The 19,857-nt window shown below is 43.0% G+C and carries 11 protein-coding genes, 1 other RNA gene, 1 pseudogene and 1 CRISPR repeat array; of the genes and pseudogenes, 7 read left to right on the top strand and 6 right to left on the bottom strand.

All coding sequences use genetic code 11. The features are described 5' to 3' along the window. Window positions 1–87: 87 nt before the first annotated feature. From QUA57_RS19600 to QUA57_RS19590, 3 genes are all read left to right on the top strand, one after another. Complete coding sequence (locus QUA57_RS19600) at window positions 88–1,290, top strand: glycosyltransferase family 4 protein (protein ID WP_333063136.1); 1,203 nt, start codon at window positions 88–90, stop codon at window positions 1,288–1,290. Between the two features lie 80 nt (window positions 1,291–1,370). Further along, a CRISPR array of direct repeats spans window positions 1,371–3,605; the repeat unit is 37 nt; unit sequence GTTTCAATCCCTGATAGGGTTTTAGGTTTTTTTCGGC. Window positions 3,606–4,686: 1,081 nt separating this feature from the next. After that, window positions 4,687–5,433 (top strand): dienelactone hydrolase family protein, encoded by a 747-nt coding sequence (locus QUA57_RS19595; protein WP_333063138.1) that lies wholly within the window; start codon window positions 4,687–4,689, stop codon window positions 5,431–5,433. 99 nt (window positions 5,434–5,532) lie between these two features. Then, on the top strand, window positions 5,533–6,432 hold the full coding sequence (locus QUA57_RS19590) for a S1 RNA-binding domain-containing protein (protein WP_333063140.1): 900 nt from the start codon (window positions 5,533–5,535) through the stop codon (window positions 6,430–6,432). Between the two features lie 247 nt (window positions 6,433–6,679). Here the strand turns inward: QUA57_RS19590 and QUA57_RS19585 are convergent, their stop codons facing one another. Further along, entirely contained in the window at window positions 6,680–8,911 is a 2,232-nt protein-coding gene (locus QUA57_RS19585; RefSeq protein WP_333063142.1) for a polysaccharide biosynthesis tyrosine autokinase, read from the bottom strand. Between the two features lie 25 nt (window positions 8,912–8,936). After that, the gene (locus QUA57_RS19580) at window positions 8,937–10,367 is read right to left on the bottom strand and encodes an SLBB domain-containing protein (protein ID WP_333063144.1); all 1,431 of its coding nucleotides are present in this window, start codon (window positions 10,365–10,367) and stop codon (window positions 8,937–8,939) included. A gap of 33 nt (window positions 10,368–10,400) precedes the next feature. Here QUA57_RS19580 and QUA57_RS19575 point away from each other — a divergent pair, with 33 nt between their 5' ends. Next, entirely contained in the window at window positions 10,401–11,756 is a 1,356-nt protein-coding gene (locus QUA57_RS19575; RefSeq protein WP_333063146.1) for an O-antigen ligase family protein, read from the top strand. 120 nt (window positions 11,757–11,876) lie between these two features. Here QUA57_RS19575 and QUA57_RS19570 read toward each other — a convergent pair whose 3' ends face one another. Further along, window positions 11,877–14,042, bottom strand: coding sequence for an ATP-binding protein (locus QUA57_RS19570; RefSeq protein ID WP_333063148.1), 2,166 nt, complete (start codon window positions 14,040–14,042; stop codon window positions 11,877–11,879). A 162-nt stretch (window positions 14,043–14,204) separates the two neighbouring features. After that, window positions 14,205–15,485: a phosphoribosylamine--glycine ligase gene (gene purD / locus QUA57_RS19565; RefSeq protein ID WP_333037198.1), complete on the bottom strand. Its 1,281-nt coding sequence runs from the start codon at window positions 15,483–15,485 to the stop codon at window positions 14,205–14,207. Between the two features lie 338 nt (window positions 15,486–15,823). Here purD and QUA57_RS19560 point away from each other — a divergent pair, with 338 nt between their 5' ends. The 3 genes and pseudogenes from QUA57_RS19560 (at window position 15,824) to QUA57_RS19550 (ending at window position 18,607) form a co-directional block, all read left to right on the top strand. Continuing rightward, window positions 15,824–17,086, top strand: a complete 1,263-nt coding sequence (locus tag QUA57_RS19560; RefSeq protein ID WP_333063150.1) for a 5-(carboxyamino)imidazole ribonucleotide synthase — start codon at window positions 15,824–15,826, stop codon at window positions 17,084–17,086. Between the two features lie 50 nt (window positions 17,087–17,136). Next, a non-coding RNA gene (gene ssrS / locus QUA57_RS19555) (6S RNA) lies at window positions 17,137–17,324 on the top strand. 571 nt (window positions 17,325–17,895) lie between these two features. After that, window positions 17,896–18,607, top strand: a pseudogene (locus QUA57_RS19550) (IS1 family transposase). A gap of 300 nt (window positions 18,608–18,907) precedes the next feature. Here the strand turns inward: QUA57_RS19550 and QUA57_RS19545 are convergent. Both QUA57_RS19545 and QUA57_RS19540 read right to left on the bottom strand, forming a co-directional pair. Beyond that, the gene (locus QUA57_RS19545) at window positions 18,908–19,357 is read right to left on the bottom strand and encodes an EVE domain-containing protein (RefSeq protein WP_333063151.1); all 450 of its coding nucleotides are present in this window, start codon (window positions 19,355–19,357) and stop codon (window positions 18,908–18,910) included. Further along, complete coding sequence (locus tag QUA57_RS19540; RefSeq protein ID WP_333063152.1) at window positions 19,354–19,845, bottom strand: SRPBCC family protein; 492 nt, start codon at window positions 19,843–19,845, stop codon at window positions 19,354–19,356. The genes QUA57_RS19545 and QUA57_RS19540 overlap by 4 nt, the downstream gene beginning before the upstream one ends. Window positions 19,846–19,857 lie beyond the last annotated feature (12 nt).

The following is a 19,857-nucleotide window of genomic DNA, read 5'->3' as shown; positions in this document are numbered from 1 at the left end:
GTAATTGGTAATTTCTGCTTTCTATTTGCTAATTACCAATTTCTGATTATTAGTTAAATTTTTAATTCCAAAAGCGGGAGTTTTGAATTGCAGATTATTGTTGAAGGCTGGCGTTTTATTTATCATTCCTATTGCGTAGCCAATCAATTTCAACTGCTGGAAATGCTCGCTCGCCCGCGAGGACAAATTGAGCTTTTCCACCGCGATATGCCCTACATTGACGCGGCTTGGGAGACGAAAATTAGTTTGTTCGATCGCCCAAATGAAACATTACTTCGCAGCATTAAGATCCCAGCGGTAAATCAGTCAGCCGATGTTACCCTGCGAATATACTGCCCGTGGGACTTCTCGGCCTCCCACAGCGCTCAAACTTGGGTATTTGCAGCCACAGAATGGGGGATTGTTACCAGTTCAGTATTACAGGCGATGGGTGTTAAGTCGATCGCCGAAACCCCCGTTAACTCAGAAACGAAAATTATTACACCTTCAGCTTGGTCAAAAGCTGGCTTAATTCGCAGCGGTGTGGAGGCTGATCGCATTGCCGTCGTACCTTTGGGTGTCGATCCTAAGATTTATTATCCTGCTGCGGGCGATCGGCGTCAATCACTGCGCGAAAGCTTCGGCTGGTCAAACTATTTTATATTTTTAAATATCGGAGGACAAACGGATCGCAAAGGTATTCGCCCTTTATTAAAAGCCTTCGCTGCGGTAGTTGACAAATATCCAGATGCGAGATTAGTTTTAAAAGGTTCTGAACTGCTTTATCCGTCGAGAGACGAGATTGCGGAAGCCTGCCGAGTTGTGCTCAACGATGCGGAAAGAGCGAGGGTTTTACCGAGATTAATTTATACTGGTAGCCAGCTATCTTTTGCTCAAATAGCAGAGTTTTACCAAGCAGCAGATGCTTATGTTTCTCCCTATTTGGCAGAAGGTTTTAATCTGCCGGTGTTGGAAGCAGCAGCTTGCGGTTTGCCGGTTATTTGCACTGCGGGCGGCCCTACCGATGATTTGACGCGATCGAACTTTGCACAGCGGATCGAAAGTAAATTTACGGCTGTGGTGAGTGACGGGGAAACCTTATTTATCTTAGCTCCTGAGTGGGAACATTTGACTGATTTGATGCAAAGGGCGATCGAAGAGCCTGGAATCGCTGCGAAAGCGAGGGTTGCGGGCCCGGCTTTTGTGGCTGAAAATTTTACTTGGAGGCGTGTAGTCGATCGATTGCTTGAGGTTATGGGAGGAGATAAAAAGATAGAGGAGAAGTCTATTTTTGAGCCAATAATTTTGTAGTTTGGACGTTTCAAGCCCTAGATGGGGTTTTAGGTTTTTTCCGGCATGAGGAGAATTAATGAAAGTCGGAGAATTAATTGGTTTCAATCCCTGATAGGGTTTTAGGTTTTTTTCGGCTATCTCCTTTAAATCAGGTGGATTTAAAGGGTTCTGGTTTCAATCCCTGATAGGGTTTTAGGTTTTTTTCGGCTCTTGAATTTCTGCAATTAATTCGCCTTGAAGTTCGTTTCAATCCCTGATAAGGTTTTAGGTTTTTTTCGGCCTTGACACATGGTATTCTGCGGGGTGGATCAGTCGTTTCAATCCCTGATAGGGTTTTAGGTTTTTTTCGGCCCGCCAGCGGCTCAAGCCTTGGGTTGGCGGGTAATCGTTTCAATCCCTGATAGGGTTTTAGGTTTTTTTCGGCCTTGATTGTGGCGCGCGCGGGATATTCCCAGGCAAGGCGTTTCAATCCCTGATAGGGTTTTAGGTTTTTTTCGGCGTGTATTTCCAACACTCTAATTTTGTCTGCCACTCGTTTCAATCCCTGATAGGGTTTTAGGTTTTTTTCGGCCAGGGCCGCGAAAAACACGATTAAACCGAGGTTAATTTTTGTTTCAATCCCTGATAGGGTTTTAGGTTTTTTTCGGCGTTTATTGGTAACTTTAATGATTGATGATAATGCGTTTCAATCCCTGATAGGGTTTTAGGTTTTTTTCGGCAATACTCCATCAATTGCTCTTTAATCATACCCCCTAAGTTTCAATCCCTGATAGAGTTTTAGGTTTTTTTCGGCCATAAATTATTTCTGAGCAGATTTGATGAATAGGTTTCAATCCCTGATAGGGTTTTAGGTTTTTTTCGGCATTGAGGATTAAAGCCTTTTACAACAATTTTTGAAGTTTCAATCCCTGATAGGGTTTTAGGTTTTTTTCGGCTGCGTTATCCTTCTCGACAGTTTCGTAGAACTCGTTGTTTCAATCCCTGATAGGGTTTTAGGTTTTTTTCGGCGATCGCCGAGAGCTTCTCTATCATCCAAAATATAGCGCTCAGTTTCAATCCCTGATAGGGTTTTAGGTTTTTTTCGGCAACCAATATTTTCTAAGTTTGTTATATAGTTGAATAGTTTCAATCCCTGATAGGGTTTTAGCTTTTTTTCGGCGAGAGGATAGCCGAATTAGGGTTAGCTCAAATTGTAAGTTTCAATCCCTGATAGGGTTTTAGGTTTTTTTCGGCATATCCCCCCGCTCGCGGTGAAATTACCGCAGAGTTTCAATCCCTGATAGGGTTTTAGGTTTTTTTCGGCAAGGGATGGGTTTTATTCCGCCTGAGTGCATTTCGTTTCCATCCCTGATAGGGTTTTAGGTTTTTTTCGGCAAGAGGGACAGGCATATTATCGGGGGAGGGGTAATGTTTCAATCCCTGATAGGGTTTTAGGTTTTTTTCGGCTATCGAATTGCATCATTGCTCATGCAGAGCTACCAGCTAAAGGTTTCAATCCCTGATAGGGTTTTAGGTTTTTTTCGGCACTTTAGCCCAGACTTTTGCAACCGGATCTGTCGGTTTCAATCCCTGATAGGGTTTTAGGTTTTTTTCGCCTCTATCGTTGTGGGATGCTTGGGTCTTTCGGTTTCTGGGTTTCAATCCCTGATAGGGTTTTAGGTTTTTTTCGGCTTAAATTAGCAGAGCCGATTATTCCCGGCAGTCCGTAGTTTCAATCCCTGATAGGGTTTTAGGTTTTTTTCGGCGCTTTGGGTTGTTATCATCTCGCAATTCCCGTAATTTGTTTCAATCCCTGATAGGGTTTTAGGTTTTTTTCGGCACAAAAGTGCGATCGAACGCTGGACTTGCCAAAAAGTGTTTCAATCCCTGATAGGGTTTTAGGTTTTTTTCGGCCAGATCGTGGGGGGCGAGTTTCCCACCCAAAGAGCGTTTCAATCCCTGATAGGGTTTTAGGTTTTTTCGGCTCTCGACACTGCCCGTCAGTTGTGCCAAGTTAAACGTTTCAATCCCTGATAGGGTTTTAGGTTTTTTTCGGCTTCTTATCTTGGCGAGCCTCTTAGACAGATTAATTGATAAGTTTCAATCCCTGATAGGGTTTTAGGTTTTTTTCGGCATTATCAGGCGCAGCGTCAACAGCAAGTAACTTTGTTAATTGTTTCAATCCCTGATAGGGTTTTAGGTTTTTTTCGGCCTTGTCTGCGAAAGCTTCAAGCTGGTTTACGTCTGTTTCAATCCCTGATAGGGTTTTAGGTTTTTTTCGGAAAATAAATACACTTATCAAGCTTGGACAGCTTATGTTTCAATCCCTGATAGGGTTTTAGGTTTTTTTCGGCCGCCCGTTCCAGAAGCCAGGGTGTATTTGGTTTTCAAGGTGCAGTTGCGTCCATCTAAAAAATTACCATTCCAGCCTTCGGCTTGTCAATACCCGAGTTTCCATACTCACTCCAAAACCTTATCCTCTAAATCTTTCAGACTTTCCGTCAATCTTTTTTTCACACGAGGGGCATCAAACTCTTGCTGCACATGAGTTTGAGCCGAAAAATTTGATACTCGGATTTTAACACCTACCCCTTGACCCAAACTCAGCAAAAAATATTGTGCAATCAACGGGCTCTACGCCACCAATACCTTCAATCTTAGTCTGACAGCAAGCGCACAGCGGAAAAAACAAAATACACTCTTCCTTGGGTTTGATGACTTTGTTCGGCATGGCGATCGTAACTTAGACTTGAGTCCTAGCCTCCATCAATCTCCTCAACTGGTTCGATGACTTTGTTCGGCGTGGCGATCGTAACTTAGATTTTAGTCCTAGCCTGCATCCCTCTTCTCAACTGGTTTAATAACTTTGTTCGGCGTGGCGATCGTAACTTACCATACTCAGTCTCACTCAATTCAGCACACTCAAACACACTGTACTACATCCACTGCCCATAAAGGGAAGCTCAAGGAAAAACCAACAACCTACCGCAATATAGCCCTAAAAGACTAATTAAAATTAGTAAAAGAAACACAACGATTCCGCCCACCAAAAAGCAAATGGATTTAAAATATACTCCGATATAGTAAAAAAAATTAGCTCATATTTAACAGCTAATCGAGTTAGATACTTATCTTAAGAATCTCACGAACAAGCCAGATAAAATGTTCTCAACTCTAGGATTTTCAAAATCTATGTTTGAGCCAATAACAGACCAAAACTTATATTTTACCGATATTTTACCCCAATTAATTGCTAGGAACGATCGAAACCCACTGATTCAGCAAAACCTAAACTTTCAATAAGTAGCGAACTTTTATCTACCATATTTGCGGTATTTGCGCTTTGCGGTTCCGAAAAATATTATTAGCGAATTGCCTAAAAAATCCCCAAATTAACTTAAAATCAGTAGAGTGACATTTACCTTAAAACTCTCTATGACAAAAGCCGAAATTAGCACCAAAAACATCACAGTTCCTAACGGGGATTTGCAAATAGCTGCATACCTAGCCCAGCCAGCCTCCCCAGGGCAATTTCCCGCAGTTATCGTAATTCAAGAAATCTTTGGCGTCAACTCGCACATCCGCGAAGTTACTGAAAGAATAGCAAAAGAAGGATATGTGGCGATCGCCCCAGCCATTTACCAGCGTCAAGCCCCCGGCTTTGAAACCGGCTACACACCCGAAGCCATCCAAATCGGCAGAGAATACAAAGAAAAAACCACAGCTTCCGAACTTCTCGGCGATATCCAAGCCACCATCGATTACCTCAAAACTCTACCCTCTGTCAAACCAGAAGGTTTTGGCTGCATTGGTTTCTGCTTTGGAGGACACGTCGCCTACCTCGGAGCTACTTTGCCCGAAATCAAGGCTACAGCGTCGTTCTACGGCGCCGGTATCGCCACCCAAACCCCCGGGGGCGGAACCCCGACGATCGCCCGCACAGCAGACATTAAAGGCACTCTCTACGCCTTTTTTGGCACTCAAGACCCCAGCATTCCCTTAGAACAAGTTGACCAAATCGCCGCAGAATTGCAAAAACACAGTATTTCTCACCAAATTTTCCGCTACAATGCCGATCACGGCTTCTTCTGCGACCACCGCGGCAGTTACGACGCTACGGCAGCAGCCGACTCGTGGGTGCAGGTGAAGCAGCTATTTCATCAGCAACTTCAACCAGCTTAGAGAGTGGGAGATGGGGAGATAGGGAGATGGGGAGAGTGGGAAAATTTTTTCTACTGACGACTGCCAACTAAATTACTGACAACTGACAACTAAACTGACATGAATTCCAAATCTACAGGTTCTCAAAGCGCAAAAGCATCCTTTTCAATGGATGATTTTGCTAAAGCCCTCGAACAGCACAATTACGAGTTCCAGAAGGGACAAGTAGTGCGCGGCAAAGTGTTCGAGTACGACTCAAACGGCGCGTATGTTGATATCGGCGGCAAGTCTTCGGCTTTTTTGCCGATAGAAGAGGCTGCTTTGAGAACAGTAACTGATTTGTCGGAAGTGGTTCCGCTGGACGAGGAACGGGACTTTTTGATTATCCGCGAACAAGATGCAGATGGCCAAGTTACCTTGTCCCTGCGGCAGTTACAAATTCAGCAAGCTTGGGAAGATTTAATTGAATTGCAGGAAACAGGTAAAGTTCTTCAGGTGCGGGTTTCTGGGGCGAATAAGGGCGGCGTGACTGTAGATGTTCAGGGAATGCGCGGTTTTATTCCTCGATCGCACTTAGTGGAACGCGATAACCTAGAATCGCTGATCGGTCAATCTTTGAGCGTTAATTTTTTGGAGGTCGATCGCGAACGAGAAAAACTCGTACTTTCCCAGCGGATGGCCACTCAATCGAATGCCTTCAAGGACTTGCAAATTGGTCAGTTGGTCGAAGGAAAAGTCAGCAGCATCAAGCCTTTTGGCGTGTTTGTGGACTTGGAAGGAGTTAGCGGTTTGCTGCACATCAAGCAAGTTAGCCAAAAATATATTGATAACCTTGGAAAGGTGTTTGCTCCCGGTCAACCCCTGAAAGCGATCGTCGTTGACCTCGATGAAAGTCGCGGCCGGATTTCGCTTTCTACTCGGGTACTGGAAAATTATCCAGGGGAAATGGTGGATAAAATGGCGGATGTTATGGATACCGCAGAAGAGCGATCGGAACGTGCTAGAAAGACTCTTTCTTAAGTCTTGATCTAATTGCCACCCTGAATTCTTAAAGAAGTCGGGGTGGTAAGAGTGCGATGGTTTTAGGTTTAATTAGGTTGATTTACTTATTTTGCATTTTACATCGGCTTCTTCTACCAGTTTCCAAAAATAATCCCACTATAGGCTAACTGCAAACCCCTATCCAGGAATTTAATACCTCACGCCAACAAAAAAACCCAATAGTCTTACTTCTTCCTTTGGCTATCTAACTTCATTTTAGCGTTAGTTATTTAACCCCATTAGCTACTACTCCCAATACTTTAAAATCGGCTACATTTAGTTGATCTAAAGCTTTGTTTACCAGACCGCGATCGGTTTTTTCTATTTTCACTATCAGCACTGTACCATCCGTTTGAGAAGCTAGTAAATGGCCGTCTGCTAAACCAATCAAAGGCGGCGTATCGTAAATGACTAAATCAAATAAGGCTAGGAATTGTTCCATTAAATAGTGCATCTTTCTCGAAGAAAGTAATTTAATTGGATCAGGGGGAATAGTACCTGCTGTAAGGACAAAAAGATTGTCATCATCTGGTAATCGCTGAATAGCCTCATTTAAGCTTAAATCAGAACTTAAAACATTACTTAAACCTTTCATATTTGATAAGCCAAGGTATGTGTGCAGTTGAGGCACACGCATATTAGCATCCACTAATAATACCCGTTTACCAACAGCAGAAGCAGTTTTAGCTAAATAAAGTGCTACAGTTGACTTACCCTCACCTTTAATGGTAGAAGTGATGGTTAAAGAAGTTATTGGGTGTTCCGCATTTAATAATTGAATATTGGTGTATAAGTAGTGAAATGCCTCGACCACAGGAAAATCTTTGTAATTGGAAACTATTATTCGTTTTAAGCTGGCACTGTTAGTATTTGAACTTACGCTACTGAATTGAGCGGGAACCCTTTCACCTCTACGAGATTTAATTTTCATCGCTTTGGCGATCGGAATGACTCCCAAAAGAGGGCGCTTAGTTGCTGATTTAATTTCTTCGGGAGTATGGAAAACAGTATTTAAAACTTCTACTAGGAAACCTATAGCAATGCCTAGTAAAGTGCTAATAACGAGCGCGATCGCTAGATGGCGACGGGTTGGTTTTTCTGTTACTGGGTAGAGATCACCTTTTTCGTTTGTGACTAATTGTGGTTTAGATATAATTTGCCAAGAGCCATCTATTTGACCAGCATCTAGTTGCAAAGTTTTTTGTTTTTCGATGAACAGTTTGAGATTCTCTTTAGCTAATTCTAGTTTTAATTGTATGTCATCATAGCGAAGTTGAGCTTGAGGCATTTGAGTGATTTTTGCTTGCAGTAAATTTTGGCTATTAGTTATCAATCGCTCGCGAGCTTCCAACTGTTCGAGTTGTGTTTTCATCTGAAAAATGACAGACTCAGCTTCTTTTTTCATTAAATCGTGCAAACTTTGCTGCTTTTCCCGCAAAGATTGAATGGGAAGACTATTTTCATAAAATTGAGTAGAGCTTAAAGCTAATTGCGACTCTATTTCATTTACTTTGCTAATTAAATTTTCATAAGACTTGGGGCTAATATCAACAATCCAACGATAATCGCCTGTTAAAGCTCTTTTATTGTAGCTTTCATATTGGTGCCTACTTTCTGCTAGTTGTACTTGCACTTCTAGGCGACGATTAGTTAAATTATCTAGCTGATCTGATAGGCTGCGGCTGCGTACTTCTGGTTGATTAAAGTTATACTGAACTCTTAACATTTGTAATTCTTGTTGCAATTTATCAACTTTCTGCTGGAGTGGTGGCATTTGTCGATCGATAAAGTCAATACTTTGTTTGTTAACTTTTAAACGCTCTTTATCCATATATTCTAGGTAATATTTGGCAGTTTCATCCAGGACATATTGGATGCGCTTGGGGTCTCGATCGCGATAGCTAATATCTAGGAGTTTAGTACCACCCTGCTTCCCATCTCGCAAGAAAGTAACACGTTGGATGACCAAGCGACTACTGAGACTTTTATAGTCAAACTTTGGATATTTTTTTTGCAATTTATTAACTAATGGTAGTAACACTTCTGGGCTTTTTAAAACCCGCGATAAACTTTGATAATCCACCGAAGAACCTTCTTCTGCTGATGATTTAATTTTGTTCAAGTCGGTGATGCCTAAACTGTTATTTTGAGCTTGAACAAAGAGCTTTGATAGCCGATCCTCAGCCGTAATGGGTTCGGCTAAAACTGTAAATTTTCCTTCATACTCACTAATAGAGTTTTTGGCAGCCCTGAGTACGAAACTACCGCTTAAAGTAGCTATGCTGGCCGCTACTATGCCCATCACCAGAAGGCGACGTTTGACGACAGCTAGTACCCAATTCATATCAAGAACTTGGTCATCCTCTGCTGGGGTACTAGCTAGGTAATTAGCGGAGGGAACAGATAAATATTGACCATTAAGGTCATTCTTGAGGGAAGACAACAGTTTTTTATCCATAGCAAAAATGTATGTTATTTAATTCCTAATTTCCGAATAGTCTGAGTAGCTCTATCAGTCGGGTGGGAACGAGAATTCCACCAATAATATTACTAACTGGTGAGAGAACAGTGTTAATGTTGTCTACAAAGATAGCAGTCCTCGAACGTGCCACTATAATTATGTCATTATCTTGAATCAGTGGGTTGCTTTGAGCGTCAATTCCTTGATTCAAATTAATTGATACTTCCGAGCGGGATATAGTGCCATTAGGATTCAGCCTGATCAGTTCCACATATCTAGAGTTAGCGCGATTTGGTCTGAAACCCCCCGCACTCATAATTGCTTGATTTAAGGTAGTATTAGGAGGTAATTTGAGTCCACCCGGAGTATTGACTTCTCCGATAACACTCACTTGCACAGTCCCTGGAGCAAAGCTAGCAGTAGCTAGAACCGAAACTTCTCCGGGGTCGATCGCGGTCGCTGTCGGCACAAAGATGATATCCCCTTCTTGTAGAATAGTATCTTGAGAGGTATCTTGTTCTTGCAAATATTGCCAGAGGTTAATAGTTCTAACTTGTTGTTTCCCACTTCTAGTATAACGTTGGAGTTGGATTTGGCGAATATCAGCGATTGATGTGATTCCACCAGCTAGTTGTAGAGCACGAATAATTGTCGGCTGTCCGTTGCTTCTTTGACCATTTTGGGTATCACCACCAATCGCTACATATCTACCGGGACGCTTCACCTCTCCGAATACTGAGACAGTACGGGGTTGCTCTGCGGGGATAGAAAAATTAGATTCACTAAGTTGATTTGTTTCTGCTAAATTAATTGTTTCTTGAGGAGGAACCAAGATTTGATCTCCATCTCGCAACGTGATATCTTGGCTGGTCTGACCAGTTTGTAAATAATCCCACAGATTATAAGTTATAGTTATTTCTTTGTTAGCCGTGAGCCGACGCCGCACAATTACTCGTCGAATATCAGCGCTAGCTCGAATACCCCCAGCTTTTTCTAAAGCTTGAGGAAGCGTGGGAAACTGAATAGATGGTCTAGTTCCACCTCCATTAGCTAGGGGCAATAAGTAGGAGCCAGGACGACTTATTTCACCCGATAACCAAATATTAAGCGGGCGGGCAGCTTGTAAGCTGATTGTAACTAAAGGTTTTTTCACAACCTGACCATAAGCTCTAGTGATAACTTGGGCTGCCTGTTCTAAAGTTAATCCTTGAAGGGAAATACTACCAATAATGGGGATTTGAATAGCTCCCCCAGCGGGAATTTGATACTCCCCACTAAGCTGGGGCAGATCATAGATATCAATTCTAATATTGTCTCCACCACCTAGATAGTAGTCAGTATTAATACTTATTGCCACTGCTGGCGACTGAGCGAGGTTGGTTTGAGGGTAGGAGAGAGTGACTACCAGCGCCAGCAGTGGCAGTTGTAAAGCACGTAGAGTAAGCCATTTCATAGGTAGTAACAAATTTATGATAGAGGTAAAGCCATGAAAGATATTTTAAGGGTGCCGATGTTTGCGTTGATGCTATTGTGTTTAACGCTTATCGTCTTTGTGACTATTTATATTTTAGCTGCACGCCATCCCAAATTGGGTGCCACATTAGAAAAGATTTTTGTGGGGATACTTTTTTTTACCATAACTGGTGGATCTGGTATCATAGCCATGCCCTTTACCAAACTCCATCCTAACGTTTTCTACAACGTAGAAACTACACCCCCAACGATGATTGCTCAAATTGCCATTTATGGGGGTATGATATTAATGCTATTTCCCCGTTTAACTAAAACTACCCAAAAAACTGTTTCTATGTGCATTAAGTGGATAGCAGGAGACATTTTTTTAGGTTTGTTTTTGTTAATTATGACTTTATCTGGCTTGTGGTCACAAACCCCTGAAATTACATTTAGGGCTATTGGTGCTATTTGGGGAATAACACTGGTTTCTATTTATGTAGGTAAAGTGTATAGTTGGTTAGAAATTTATGGATTATTGAGATGGCTAACTGGTTTATTAGCTTTGTGGTTACTTGTGAAAACCAATGCAGCGCCGGACGGTTGTTGGACAGGAGTTTTAGGTCATAAAAACCCTTTTTCTTTTCAAATGGCTAATACAGCTTCTTTATGGATTTTATATGCTTTTAAGGATCGCAAGTATCGATATTTATCATTATTTATAATTTTAATAGCTTTAGTAGGATTGCAAAAAGGTTGTAGTGGTGCTAGTAGGATTTTGACAGTGGTATTAATCAGTTTGTGGAGTTATTTAGCCCTCTTAAAAAAATTACCTGTAAAATGGGCTTTTCTCTGCTTTATCTTATTTTTGGTCGGTAGTGTAGGTATAAGTATTTTGGTATTAAATAACTTAGAGGCTATTATTGTGGATGGTTTGAAAAAAGATATGACTTTAACCGGTAGAACCGAGTTTTGGCCTTTAATTATTGAGCGAATTAATCAAAATAATCCCATATTTGGTTATGGAATAAAAGGATTTTGGCAGTGGTGGCGTAGGTCGGAAAATCCCGCTTACGGAATTGTAGTAGCTAAAACTGGTTTTGTGCCACCCCACTCTCACAATGGTTTTATTGATATACTTTGCGAACTGGGTTGGGCCGGACTATTGTTGTTTATTGGGTCATTTTTTAATAATATATTTAGAGGTATAAAGTACCTAGTTAAAGGAAATTTTCCAGAGTCGGGTTTGCCTTTGTATTTATTAACATTTATTCTAATGACCAATTTGACAGAGTCGGGACTATTGGGGGTTGGTACTTATTGGTCTTGGTATGTAGTTTTATCGGTAAAATTGAGCTTAGATAGGACAGCTAAGGAGAATCCACACTGATGAGGTCAGTATTTGGTCAGGCGTATTAGGAGAATCTTTAAACAGAATAGGCCTAGCCCCGACTTCTTTAAGAAGTCGGGGCTTTAACACCGATCGCATTTTACGTTTAATTAAGTGAGATCAGTTAATATGACTCGGAATTGTTTCACTCTCCACCGTTGCTGCCACTGGCCAAGAATTTTCCATCTCTACTGTTTGTTTCGGCTGATAAACTGCCAAGTCGAACCAGAAAGTCGTACCGACATTAACTTCGCTAACTAAATTAATTTTAGTGTGGTGCTTGTCAATAATGTTTCTGACAATAGAAAGACCTAATCCAGTTCCTTCTAAAGTGTGTACTCGGTTTTCTACCCGGAAAAAGCGCTCGAAGATAGCTTGTTGGTCTTCGGGATCTATGCCAATTCCAGTATCAGAAATTTCGATCCGCACTACCGGAAAATGTTTGGCATCCGGTGACAAGTTTTGGTTGACGGATTGACCGTCTTTGTGGGTGGGCGCCTCCGGCTCTAGCAAATACGCTCGAATGGCTACCTTGCCGCCGGACTGAGTAAATTTTAAGGCATTTCCTACTAAATTTGCAAATACTTGCAGTAACAAATCGTAATGACCTAAAGCAGGCGGCAAATACGGGTCAACTTCTTGCTCTAATTCAATGCCTTTATCCTTAGCATTTAACTGATAAGTCCGCAGGGTTTGTTCCACAGCTTGCGGGAGGTCAACAGCTTCCAAGTGATAAACTCGGCAGGATTCCAGTCGCGACAAGTCTAATACGTCGTTAACTAAACGAGTTAGTCGATCCGTTTCTCGATTGGCAATTTCTAGGAATTCCCTGCGCTCACTTTCTAGAAGGTCTTCTCCGTACTCGTGGAGAGTCTCGATAAAAGATTTGATATTAAATAAAGGTGTTCTCAATTCGTGAGAAACATTGCTGATAAAATTGCTCTTAGCCTCATTGAGTTCTACTTCGCGAGTAATGTCCTGCACTGTCATTGCAATGCCTTTGAGACTTTCTCGGTAATTTCCGGAACCTTGATGCTTGGAGGTTTGCTCGTAGAAAGTACACTCTACAGCTAGCGGGCGTTGTGGTTCGGTACAGGTATCTTCCTCATGGCGGATGCAGCTTTTGCACAGCGGTTCTGCACCCGGCGCTTTGTGGAGAATGACTGTAGTTAAAACAATCCGAATTGTACGGTTAACAGGTTCGCTCATCGAGATGCGAAATTCGCCGCCTTCGCGATCGCCCGCAGCTATTTCCTGCAACGGTCTCCCCAACTCCTGCTGCACTTCCGAAGGCAAAATGTTCAGAACATTTACTCCGATCGCCTTTTTACCTTCCCATCCAAAAATCCGCATCCCCGTCGGATTAACTAAAATCACTTGCAAATTTGCGTCTAATAAAAGCGCGCCATCAGCAATCGTTGAAACCAAAGTTTCTAACTTAGCTTTTTCCGCTGTCAGCTCTTCAATATTTTGTTCTTCATAACTTTCGAGTTTCTGGGCCATTTCATTAAAACTGCCGATCAACTCGCCCAATTCTCCCCCTAAAGGCAGGTCAACTCGCTGCTTAAAATTCCCGCTGGCAATGTTTTTGACCCCGAAGACTAATTGTTTGATCGGCTGAGTAATTGTCAGGGCATTAAATACAGCTCCCAAAATTACCATCACCCAAATTGTGACAAATACTGCTAAAGTGACATCCCTAGTAAGATTTGAAGAGATAACTGCTGCCGGATTTGGGTTAATGCCGATCGCCAAAACTCCCAAATATTTGTCTTCATGAATTAACGGCACAAATACATCGGTAACTTCTCCATCTGGCGTCAAATGCTGCCGCACCAAAGGCAAAGAAGTTAAATTTCTCGCCTCAATATCGGCGAGAAAATTATCGGGAAGTTTGATCTGGCGGCGCAGTGTCAGGGAAGTCTCCACCTCGGATTCCGAAAAGGGTATCCCCAGGAAAATATCTCCCGCTTCGTCTGCGTAAAGCATATAGCGGACGCTGGACGTGCTGCTGTAAAATTGGCGGGAAAAGCGGGCCACTTCGGAGCGATCGTTTTTGGCAATCAGCGGCGCCACATTTGCTGCCAACAGCAGGCCCAGGTCTCGGCCGTAACGAGTATCGTTAAGTCGGGCGTCTTGCTGGATAGTATTCACGGCCCAGAAGGTCAGGCCACTCATAATTAACGACACTACGAGGGTAGCAGCGGCCATCAGGCGGGTCTGGAGGGTAAAATCCGACCACCAGCGGGCAATAATTTCTCCGATTTTGTTTAGTATGGCCAGCATTTCACCAGTTCAATATTAAAAGCAAGATCAATTCAGTTGGCTCCCGATCGAATTTTCTGCTGCGACTTGTCCGCTACCGCCACCGCAGAGATACCAAACTTCATTGTTACATTTCTACATTGAGATTGCTTGGCTTTCGGATGGCGGCTGATGTCACAATTCCTAATTTTTATCGCCCAGCGCTCGGCGACCGATGTCCCGGCGGCAGTAGACCCCTTCAAATTGGATACAATCAACTGCTGCATAAGCTTTTGAGATAGCTTGTTCCAAAGTTTCTCCCGTCGCGGTGACACCCAAAACCCGGCCGCCGTCGCTCACCAACTGCTGCTGCTTCAACTGAGTGCCGGCGTGAAACACTTCTGCCCCTTTGGCTTCAGCTTCCTCGATACCTGTAATAACTTTGCCTTTTTGATAACTTCCAGGATAGCCCCCAGAAGCCAAAACTACGCAAACAGAGGCCCCCGACTTCCAGCGAATAGAATATTCACCGAGACGCTGCTGACAGCAGGCCAGCACCAAATCTTCTAAAGGAGTTTCCAGCAACGACAAAACCGCTTGAGTTTCGGGATCTCCGAAACGGCAGTTGAATTCTAAGACTTTGGGTTCTCCGTCGGGGGTAATCATTAAACCTGCGTAGAGTACACCCCGGTAGTCGATTTTGCGTTTTTGCAGTGCTGCGAGGGTGGGTTCGAGAATTTCTTCCTGAATCCTTTCCATGAGTTCCGGGGTGACGATGGGCGCTGGGGCGTAGGCTCCCATACCGCCGGTGTTGGCTCCCTTGTCGCCTTCGCCGATAGCTTTGTGGTCCTGGGCCGGCAGCAACGGTTCCACTGTTATGCCGTCGGTAAGGGCGAGAATCGAGACTTCTTGACCTGTTAAGAATTCTTCGACGACGACTCGGATGTTGTCGGTGCCGAATTCGCCTCGGAAAATGGTGTTGATGGCGCTGTGAGCCATTTTGACGGTGGTGGCAACGGTGACTCCTTTGCCTGATGCGAGTCCGTCTGCTTTGATGACTATTGGGGTTCCTTGTTCTAGAACGTATGCTTTTGCTGCTTCTGCGTCTGTAAATACGGCAGCTTTGGGTGTGGGGATGCCTGCTTCGAGCATCAATTCTTTAGCCCAGGATTTGCTGGATTCAATTTGGGCGCCGGCTTTGGTGGGACCGAAAATCATCATTTTTCGCTGTTGGAAATAGTCGGCGATGCCTAGCGATAGGGGCAATTCGGGGCCGACGATGACTAATCCGATGTTGTTGACCATCACAAAGCGTTCGATGCCTTGGAAGTCGTCGATGTTGAGCGACAGATTTTGACAGCCTTGGGTGGTAGCTGTGCCGCCGTTGCCCGGTACGCAGAATACTTGTTTAATCCGCGTAGATTCTAGCAGTTTTTTTGCGATCGCGTGTTCGCGACCTCCGTTTCCCACAACTAAAACTTTCACAGTATCCTCACCTATAAATTTTGTTCCCTGAATGTCTGATTTTCAGTGTTGGCATCTGTCTATCTGCTTTTTGCAGTGCTGTCAATTATGCCATGCTTGGCGCTAGGGAATTGCTAGATGTGGCACTTTTCTGGAGGAGTGGGGTTCGACGGCTGTTTCTCAATGGCTGCGAGCGTGCAATAATTAAAGACTTTAGCTGCCCAATTTTTATGGGTTCTGCCTCGATTTAATCACGCAATTAAAACTCTTTTCTGGCTTTTAACTCTGCAATTACTATAATTGATTCGGGGACAAATAGCGATAAGATAGGCAGGTTGACTCTGGGGAATTTTACTCACATGAAATCAAATCAAACCGCTGCGAGTTCGTCTGCCAAATTTAAGCGGGTGGGCGTTGTCGGCGGCGGCCAGCTAGCTTCGATGATGGGGGATGCTGCTAGTGCGCTGGGTATTGAATTGGTAGTGCAAACTCCCCATGCTAGTGACCCGGCAGTTTCTGTTGCTGCTGGTGCTGTTTTGGCGGCTGTGGATGATGTTTTGGCTACGGCTCAATTGGCGGCTGGCTGCGATGTTATTACTTTTGAAAATGAGTTTGTGGATTTGGATGGTTTGCGGCCGCTAGAACAGCAAGGTGTGTTATTTCAGCCGAGTTTGTCGTCGCTTTCTCCTTTGTTGGATAAGTACGTTCAGCGCTGTTATTTACAAGGTTTGGGTTTGCCAACTCCGAGGTTTTGGGAATGGGATTGCAGCGCCGATTTGCCCCCAGAATTGTTTAAGGCGGTGGCGATCGACTTTCCGGCAATTTCTGTTTCCGACAGCGTGCAGATGGAAGGAGACTCGGATGCTGGATCGATCGACTTTCCCTTTGTCGTCAAAGTTCGCCGCCACGGTTATGACGGCCAAGGTACTTTTATTGTGAATAATCGAGGGAGTTTGGAGTCAATTCGTGCTAAACTCCAAGGTCAGTCTTTGCTGGTGGAAGAGTTTGTGCCATTCGATCGCGAGTTGGCTGTAATTGCAGCTCGATCAGCAAATGGCGAAATTGCGATTTATCCGATAGTGGAAACTCAGCAGCAAAATCAGGTTTGTCATCTGGTGATTGCGCCCGCTGATATTAGTTTAGATGTGAAAACTGAAGCTTGTGCGATCGCCCGCACTCTCCTCAACAGCTTAGAAGCTGTCGGCGTATTCGGCATTGAATTATTTTTAACCGCTGATAATAAGCTGTTAGTCAATGAAATTGCACCCCGCACCCACAACTCGGGACATTTTACCATCGATGCCTGCGAAACTTCACAATTTGAACAGCATTTGCGCGCCGTTTGTCAACTGCCTTTAGGTAATTCGGCTCTGAAATGTGCAGGCGCTGTCATGGTAAATTTGCTAGGCTACGAGTCGGCCGAGTCCGATTATTTAGCAAAAAGAAAAGAACTGGCACAAATTAGCGGTGCTTTTGTACATTGGTATGGTAAGAAAGAATCGCGTCCCGGCCGCAAACTCGGTCACGTTACAGTTGTGCTTGACGCGGACTTGGTGGCTCAGGGGCGATCGTCAGCAGAGGATCTCGCTCAAACCGTTGAATCTATCTGGTATGCAAGTTAAATTGCTCGAAGCTTGCCAAAATCTGGTTAGTTGGTATATATTAAATAAAGGTTCTACTGCGACGTTGGTGACTGCCAATAATGTTTTTTTGATCTATAACTCTTAACTCTCGGGAATCAAGATGTTTGGACAGCAGTAAACTGGGCTTGTACCCAGAAACTTTAAGTCCGAGCCAACGGTACCCACCTGGTAAAATACCAGGTCAAAAGCTGAGGTAAGACGGCGTTGCGGGGAGCCATTAAAATTTAGATTGAGATAGGCGCTGTGAAATATAGCTAGCCTATTTTTTTTTGAGATAAACGCTTTTACTCATACTTGGAGTTTAGGTGCGATTCGTTTAGTCGAGCGCGACCTGATAAGGTTGTTTAGTATGGAAAGACCACTTTCCTAGCGGATTCACACCCGCTACTCCTACGTAAAAGACTTCATTTGAAGTCCGGTCACGCCTCAAGTAAGCAATGAACGAGATGGAATGCAGACCACGAAAGTAACCGAAACTGCTAGCCTAAAGTGGTAAGCGTGCAAGGAGAATCCTCCAACAGTGAACGCCAGTGAACTATCATTTTAAACTGCGTTATACGAAAAAGAGCCAAATCAGGCTGACAAGCTCTGACCAAAAGGTACAGCGTATTTCAGGTGTATGAAGTACAGTAGCAGCAACTTGTAAACCAGTTTTTGAAGTGCTGGGTATTGACCAAATCAAGCGCCGTAGCAAGTATTACGTCAACCATCGTGGTAGTTGGGTAGTCCTGCATAGTCAGGAGTACCTGTTATAATTTACTTCTTCAATCTGCCTTAACTTTTAGCTTATAAAATGTCCCAGGTGCAATTCTCAATATATTGTGAAAAATGGTCAGACTCACACTGGTAAACAAAACTTTAAATGTCGAGATTGTGACAGACAATTTGTCATGGCTCCCAGACATCAGCAGATTTCGGAAGAAACAAGAGAATTGAGAGATAGACTTTATTAGAAAAGATATCTCTGGCTGGGATTGTTAGGGGAACCGGGGTTTCACAAAGGTGGCTACAATACTATGTTAATGAAAAATTAGGAGCCGTCAAAAGACAAGTGGAAGTGAAATCAAAAAAAGGGGGAAGCTAACAATTCAATGCGATGAAATGTGCTCATTTGTAGAAAATAAGGGTAATAAGCAGTGGATTTGGCTAGCAATTGATGTCTTGACTAAAGAAATTGTAGGAGTATATATTGGCAAAAGAGATAAAGATGGTGCTCGATGACTTGGGAATTTAATGCCTGCAGTATATCGTCAATGTGCTGTCAGTTATACACACTTTTGTCCTTTCTGAGGGAATAGTTTTTCCTAAAAAAAAGACAGAGAGCAGTAGGAAAGCATACTGGTCAGACAAACTATATAGAAAAATTTAATAATACCATGAGACAAAGAATATCTCGATTGGCAATAAAAACCCTTTCATTTTATAAAAAACTCTCCAATCATATAAACAGCTATTTGGTATTTTATTCCTAGCTATAACGCCAATTTATTTATTAAATAAAACCCTTAATTATCATGACTATGCAGGACTACCACCGCACAGCAGCCGACAATACAGTTTCTACCGTTTGGGTTTTGAGCCAATACAGAACTTGGAGTTTTTCGTGGAGAGTCACATCTTTCTCTTTCCTCAGAAGATCTCTCACCTCTTCTGCTGTTTCCCGAATTTCAATCTTGACACAAGACTGACATTATTCTTCCTGATTTTTGGGTAATAAATTACAACAATAACACATACTAACTGTAACTCTATTTTGAGAAATTAGTATTACATTCGCCCCGTATAAAGTGGGTAATAAACTCATCTCATCTTCAAAATCTTCTCGGCAGCAACTTCAGATACCGGCATCACCGATAACCGATTGCCTTTCCTCACCACCAAAATCTCATCAGCACTAAACTTTTGTTTCAGTTCATCCAAAGATATTAACTTAGCAAATTCCTCCACAAACTCAACTTTCACAGTTTGCCAGCGAGGCGCATCAAACTGCGATTTAGCATCATAATATTCGCTATTCATATCAAACTGAGTTGGGTCAGCAATTCCTATTTCAACGACGCGCACTAAGCCGACAATTCCGGGTATTCTAGTATTAGAATGGTAAAAAAATACTAAATCTCCCAGACTCATTTTTCGCATAAAATTGCGAGCTTGATAGTTGCGAACACCATCCCAAAGGGAAGTGCGGTCGTGCTTCAAATTCGCAATACTATAAACATCTGGTTCCGACTTCATTAGCCAATAATTCATACCATCAATTCGCTTGGGTTAGCCAAATATTCTTTAATATTATATAAACACTGCTGCATAGCTTTTTGCATAAAAACCTGAACTAGCAACAACCCAATGGGATAGAATATCGAAGAATTCAGCATGAAATAAAACTCCCAATCAATCTGAGTTCCCTTTGCTGTAGCAGTGAAATTCCAATCTCCGCCACCAGACTTAATGAGTAGAGAAATCGGAAACTTAAACCCTCTAACCAGTCGGTAGGTTTGTCTTTCTGGCTTTTTGAAAGTAATGATTTCTTCATCAATCACCGAAGTGTCGGAATTTTCTATCCGCCGCACGCCGCCTTCACGCATTTCTCCACCATCTGCCATCTCAGCTTTAATAATGGCTGGAATTGGGCCATATCCGCGAAAGACTTTAGGCAGATTTGACAGCGACGTAACAAAATCAAAGACTACTTCAGGCGATGCAGCAATTTCTACTAATGCGTTGGTTTTAACTAACATTGATTCCTCCCC

Source organism: Microcoleus sp. Pol7_B2 (genome assembly GCF_036701035.1).
Classification (GTDB): Bacteria; Cyanobacteriota; Cyanobacteriia; order Cyanobacteriales; family Microcoleaceae; genus Microcoleus.
This window is presented reverse-complemented; position numbering and strand designations above follow the sequence as displayed.

What these genes read in the sequence shown, in the direction of transcription:
- QUA57_RS19580 (WP_333063144.1), bottom strand. Translation starts at nt 10,367, where the DNA reads ATGAAATGGCTTACTCTACGTGCTTTACAACTGCCACTGCTGGCGCTG.
- QUA57_RS19595 (WP_333063138.1), top strand. Translation starts at nt 4,687, where the DNA reads ATGACAAAAGCCGAAATTAGCACCAAAAACATCACAGTTCCTAACGGG.
- QUA57_RS19570 (WP_333063148.1), bottom strand. Translation starts at nt 14,042, where the DNA reads ATGCTGGCCATACTAAACAAAATCGGAGAAATTATTGCCCGCTGGTGG.
- QUA57_RS19540 (WP_333063152.1), bottom strand. Translation starts at nt 19,845, where the DNA reads ATGTTAGTTAAAACCAACGCATTAGTAGAAATTGCTGCATCGCCTGAA.
- QUA57_RS19585 (WP_333063142.1), bottom strand. Translation starts at nt 8,911, where the DNA reads ATGGATAAAAAACTGTTGTCTTCCCTCAAGAATGACCTTAATGGTCAA.
- QUA57_RS19545 (WP_333063151.1), bottom strand. Translation starts at nt 19,357, where the DNA reads ATGAATTATTGGCTAATGAAGTCGGAACCAGATGTTTATAGTATTGCG.
- QUA57_RS19575 (WP_333063146.1), top strand. Translation starts at nt 10,401, where the DNA reads ATGAAAGATATTTTAAGGGTGCCGATGTTTGCGTTGATGCTATTGTGT.
- QUA57_RS19560 (WP_333063150.1), top strand. Translation starts at nt 15,824, where the DNA reads ATGAAATCAAATCAAACCGCTGCGAGTTCGTCTGCCAAATTTAAGCGG.
- QUA57_RS19590 (WP_333063140.1), top strand. Translation starts at nt 5,533, where the DNA reads ATGAATTCCAAATCTACAGGTTCTCAAAGCGCAAAAGCATCCTTTTCA.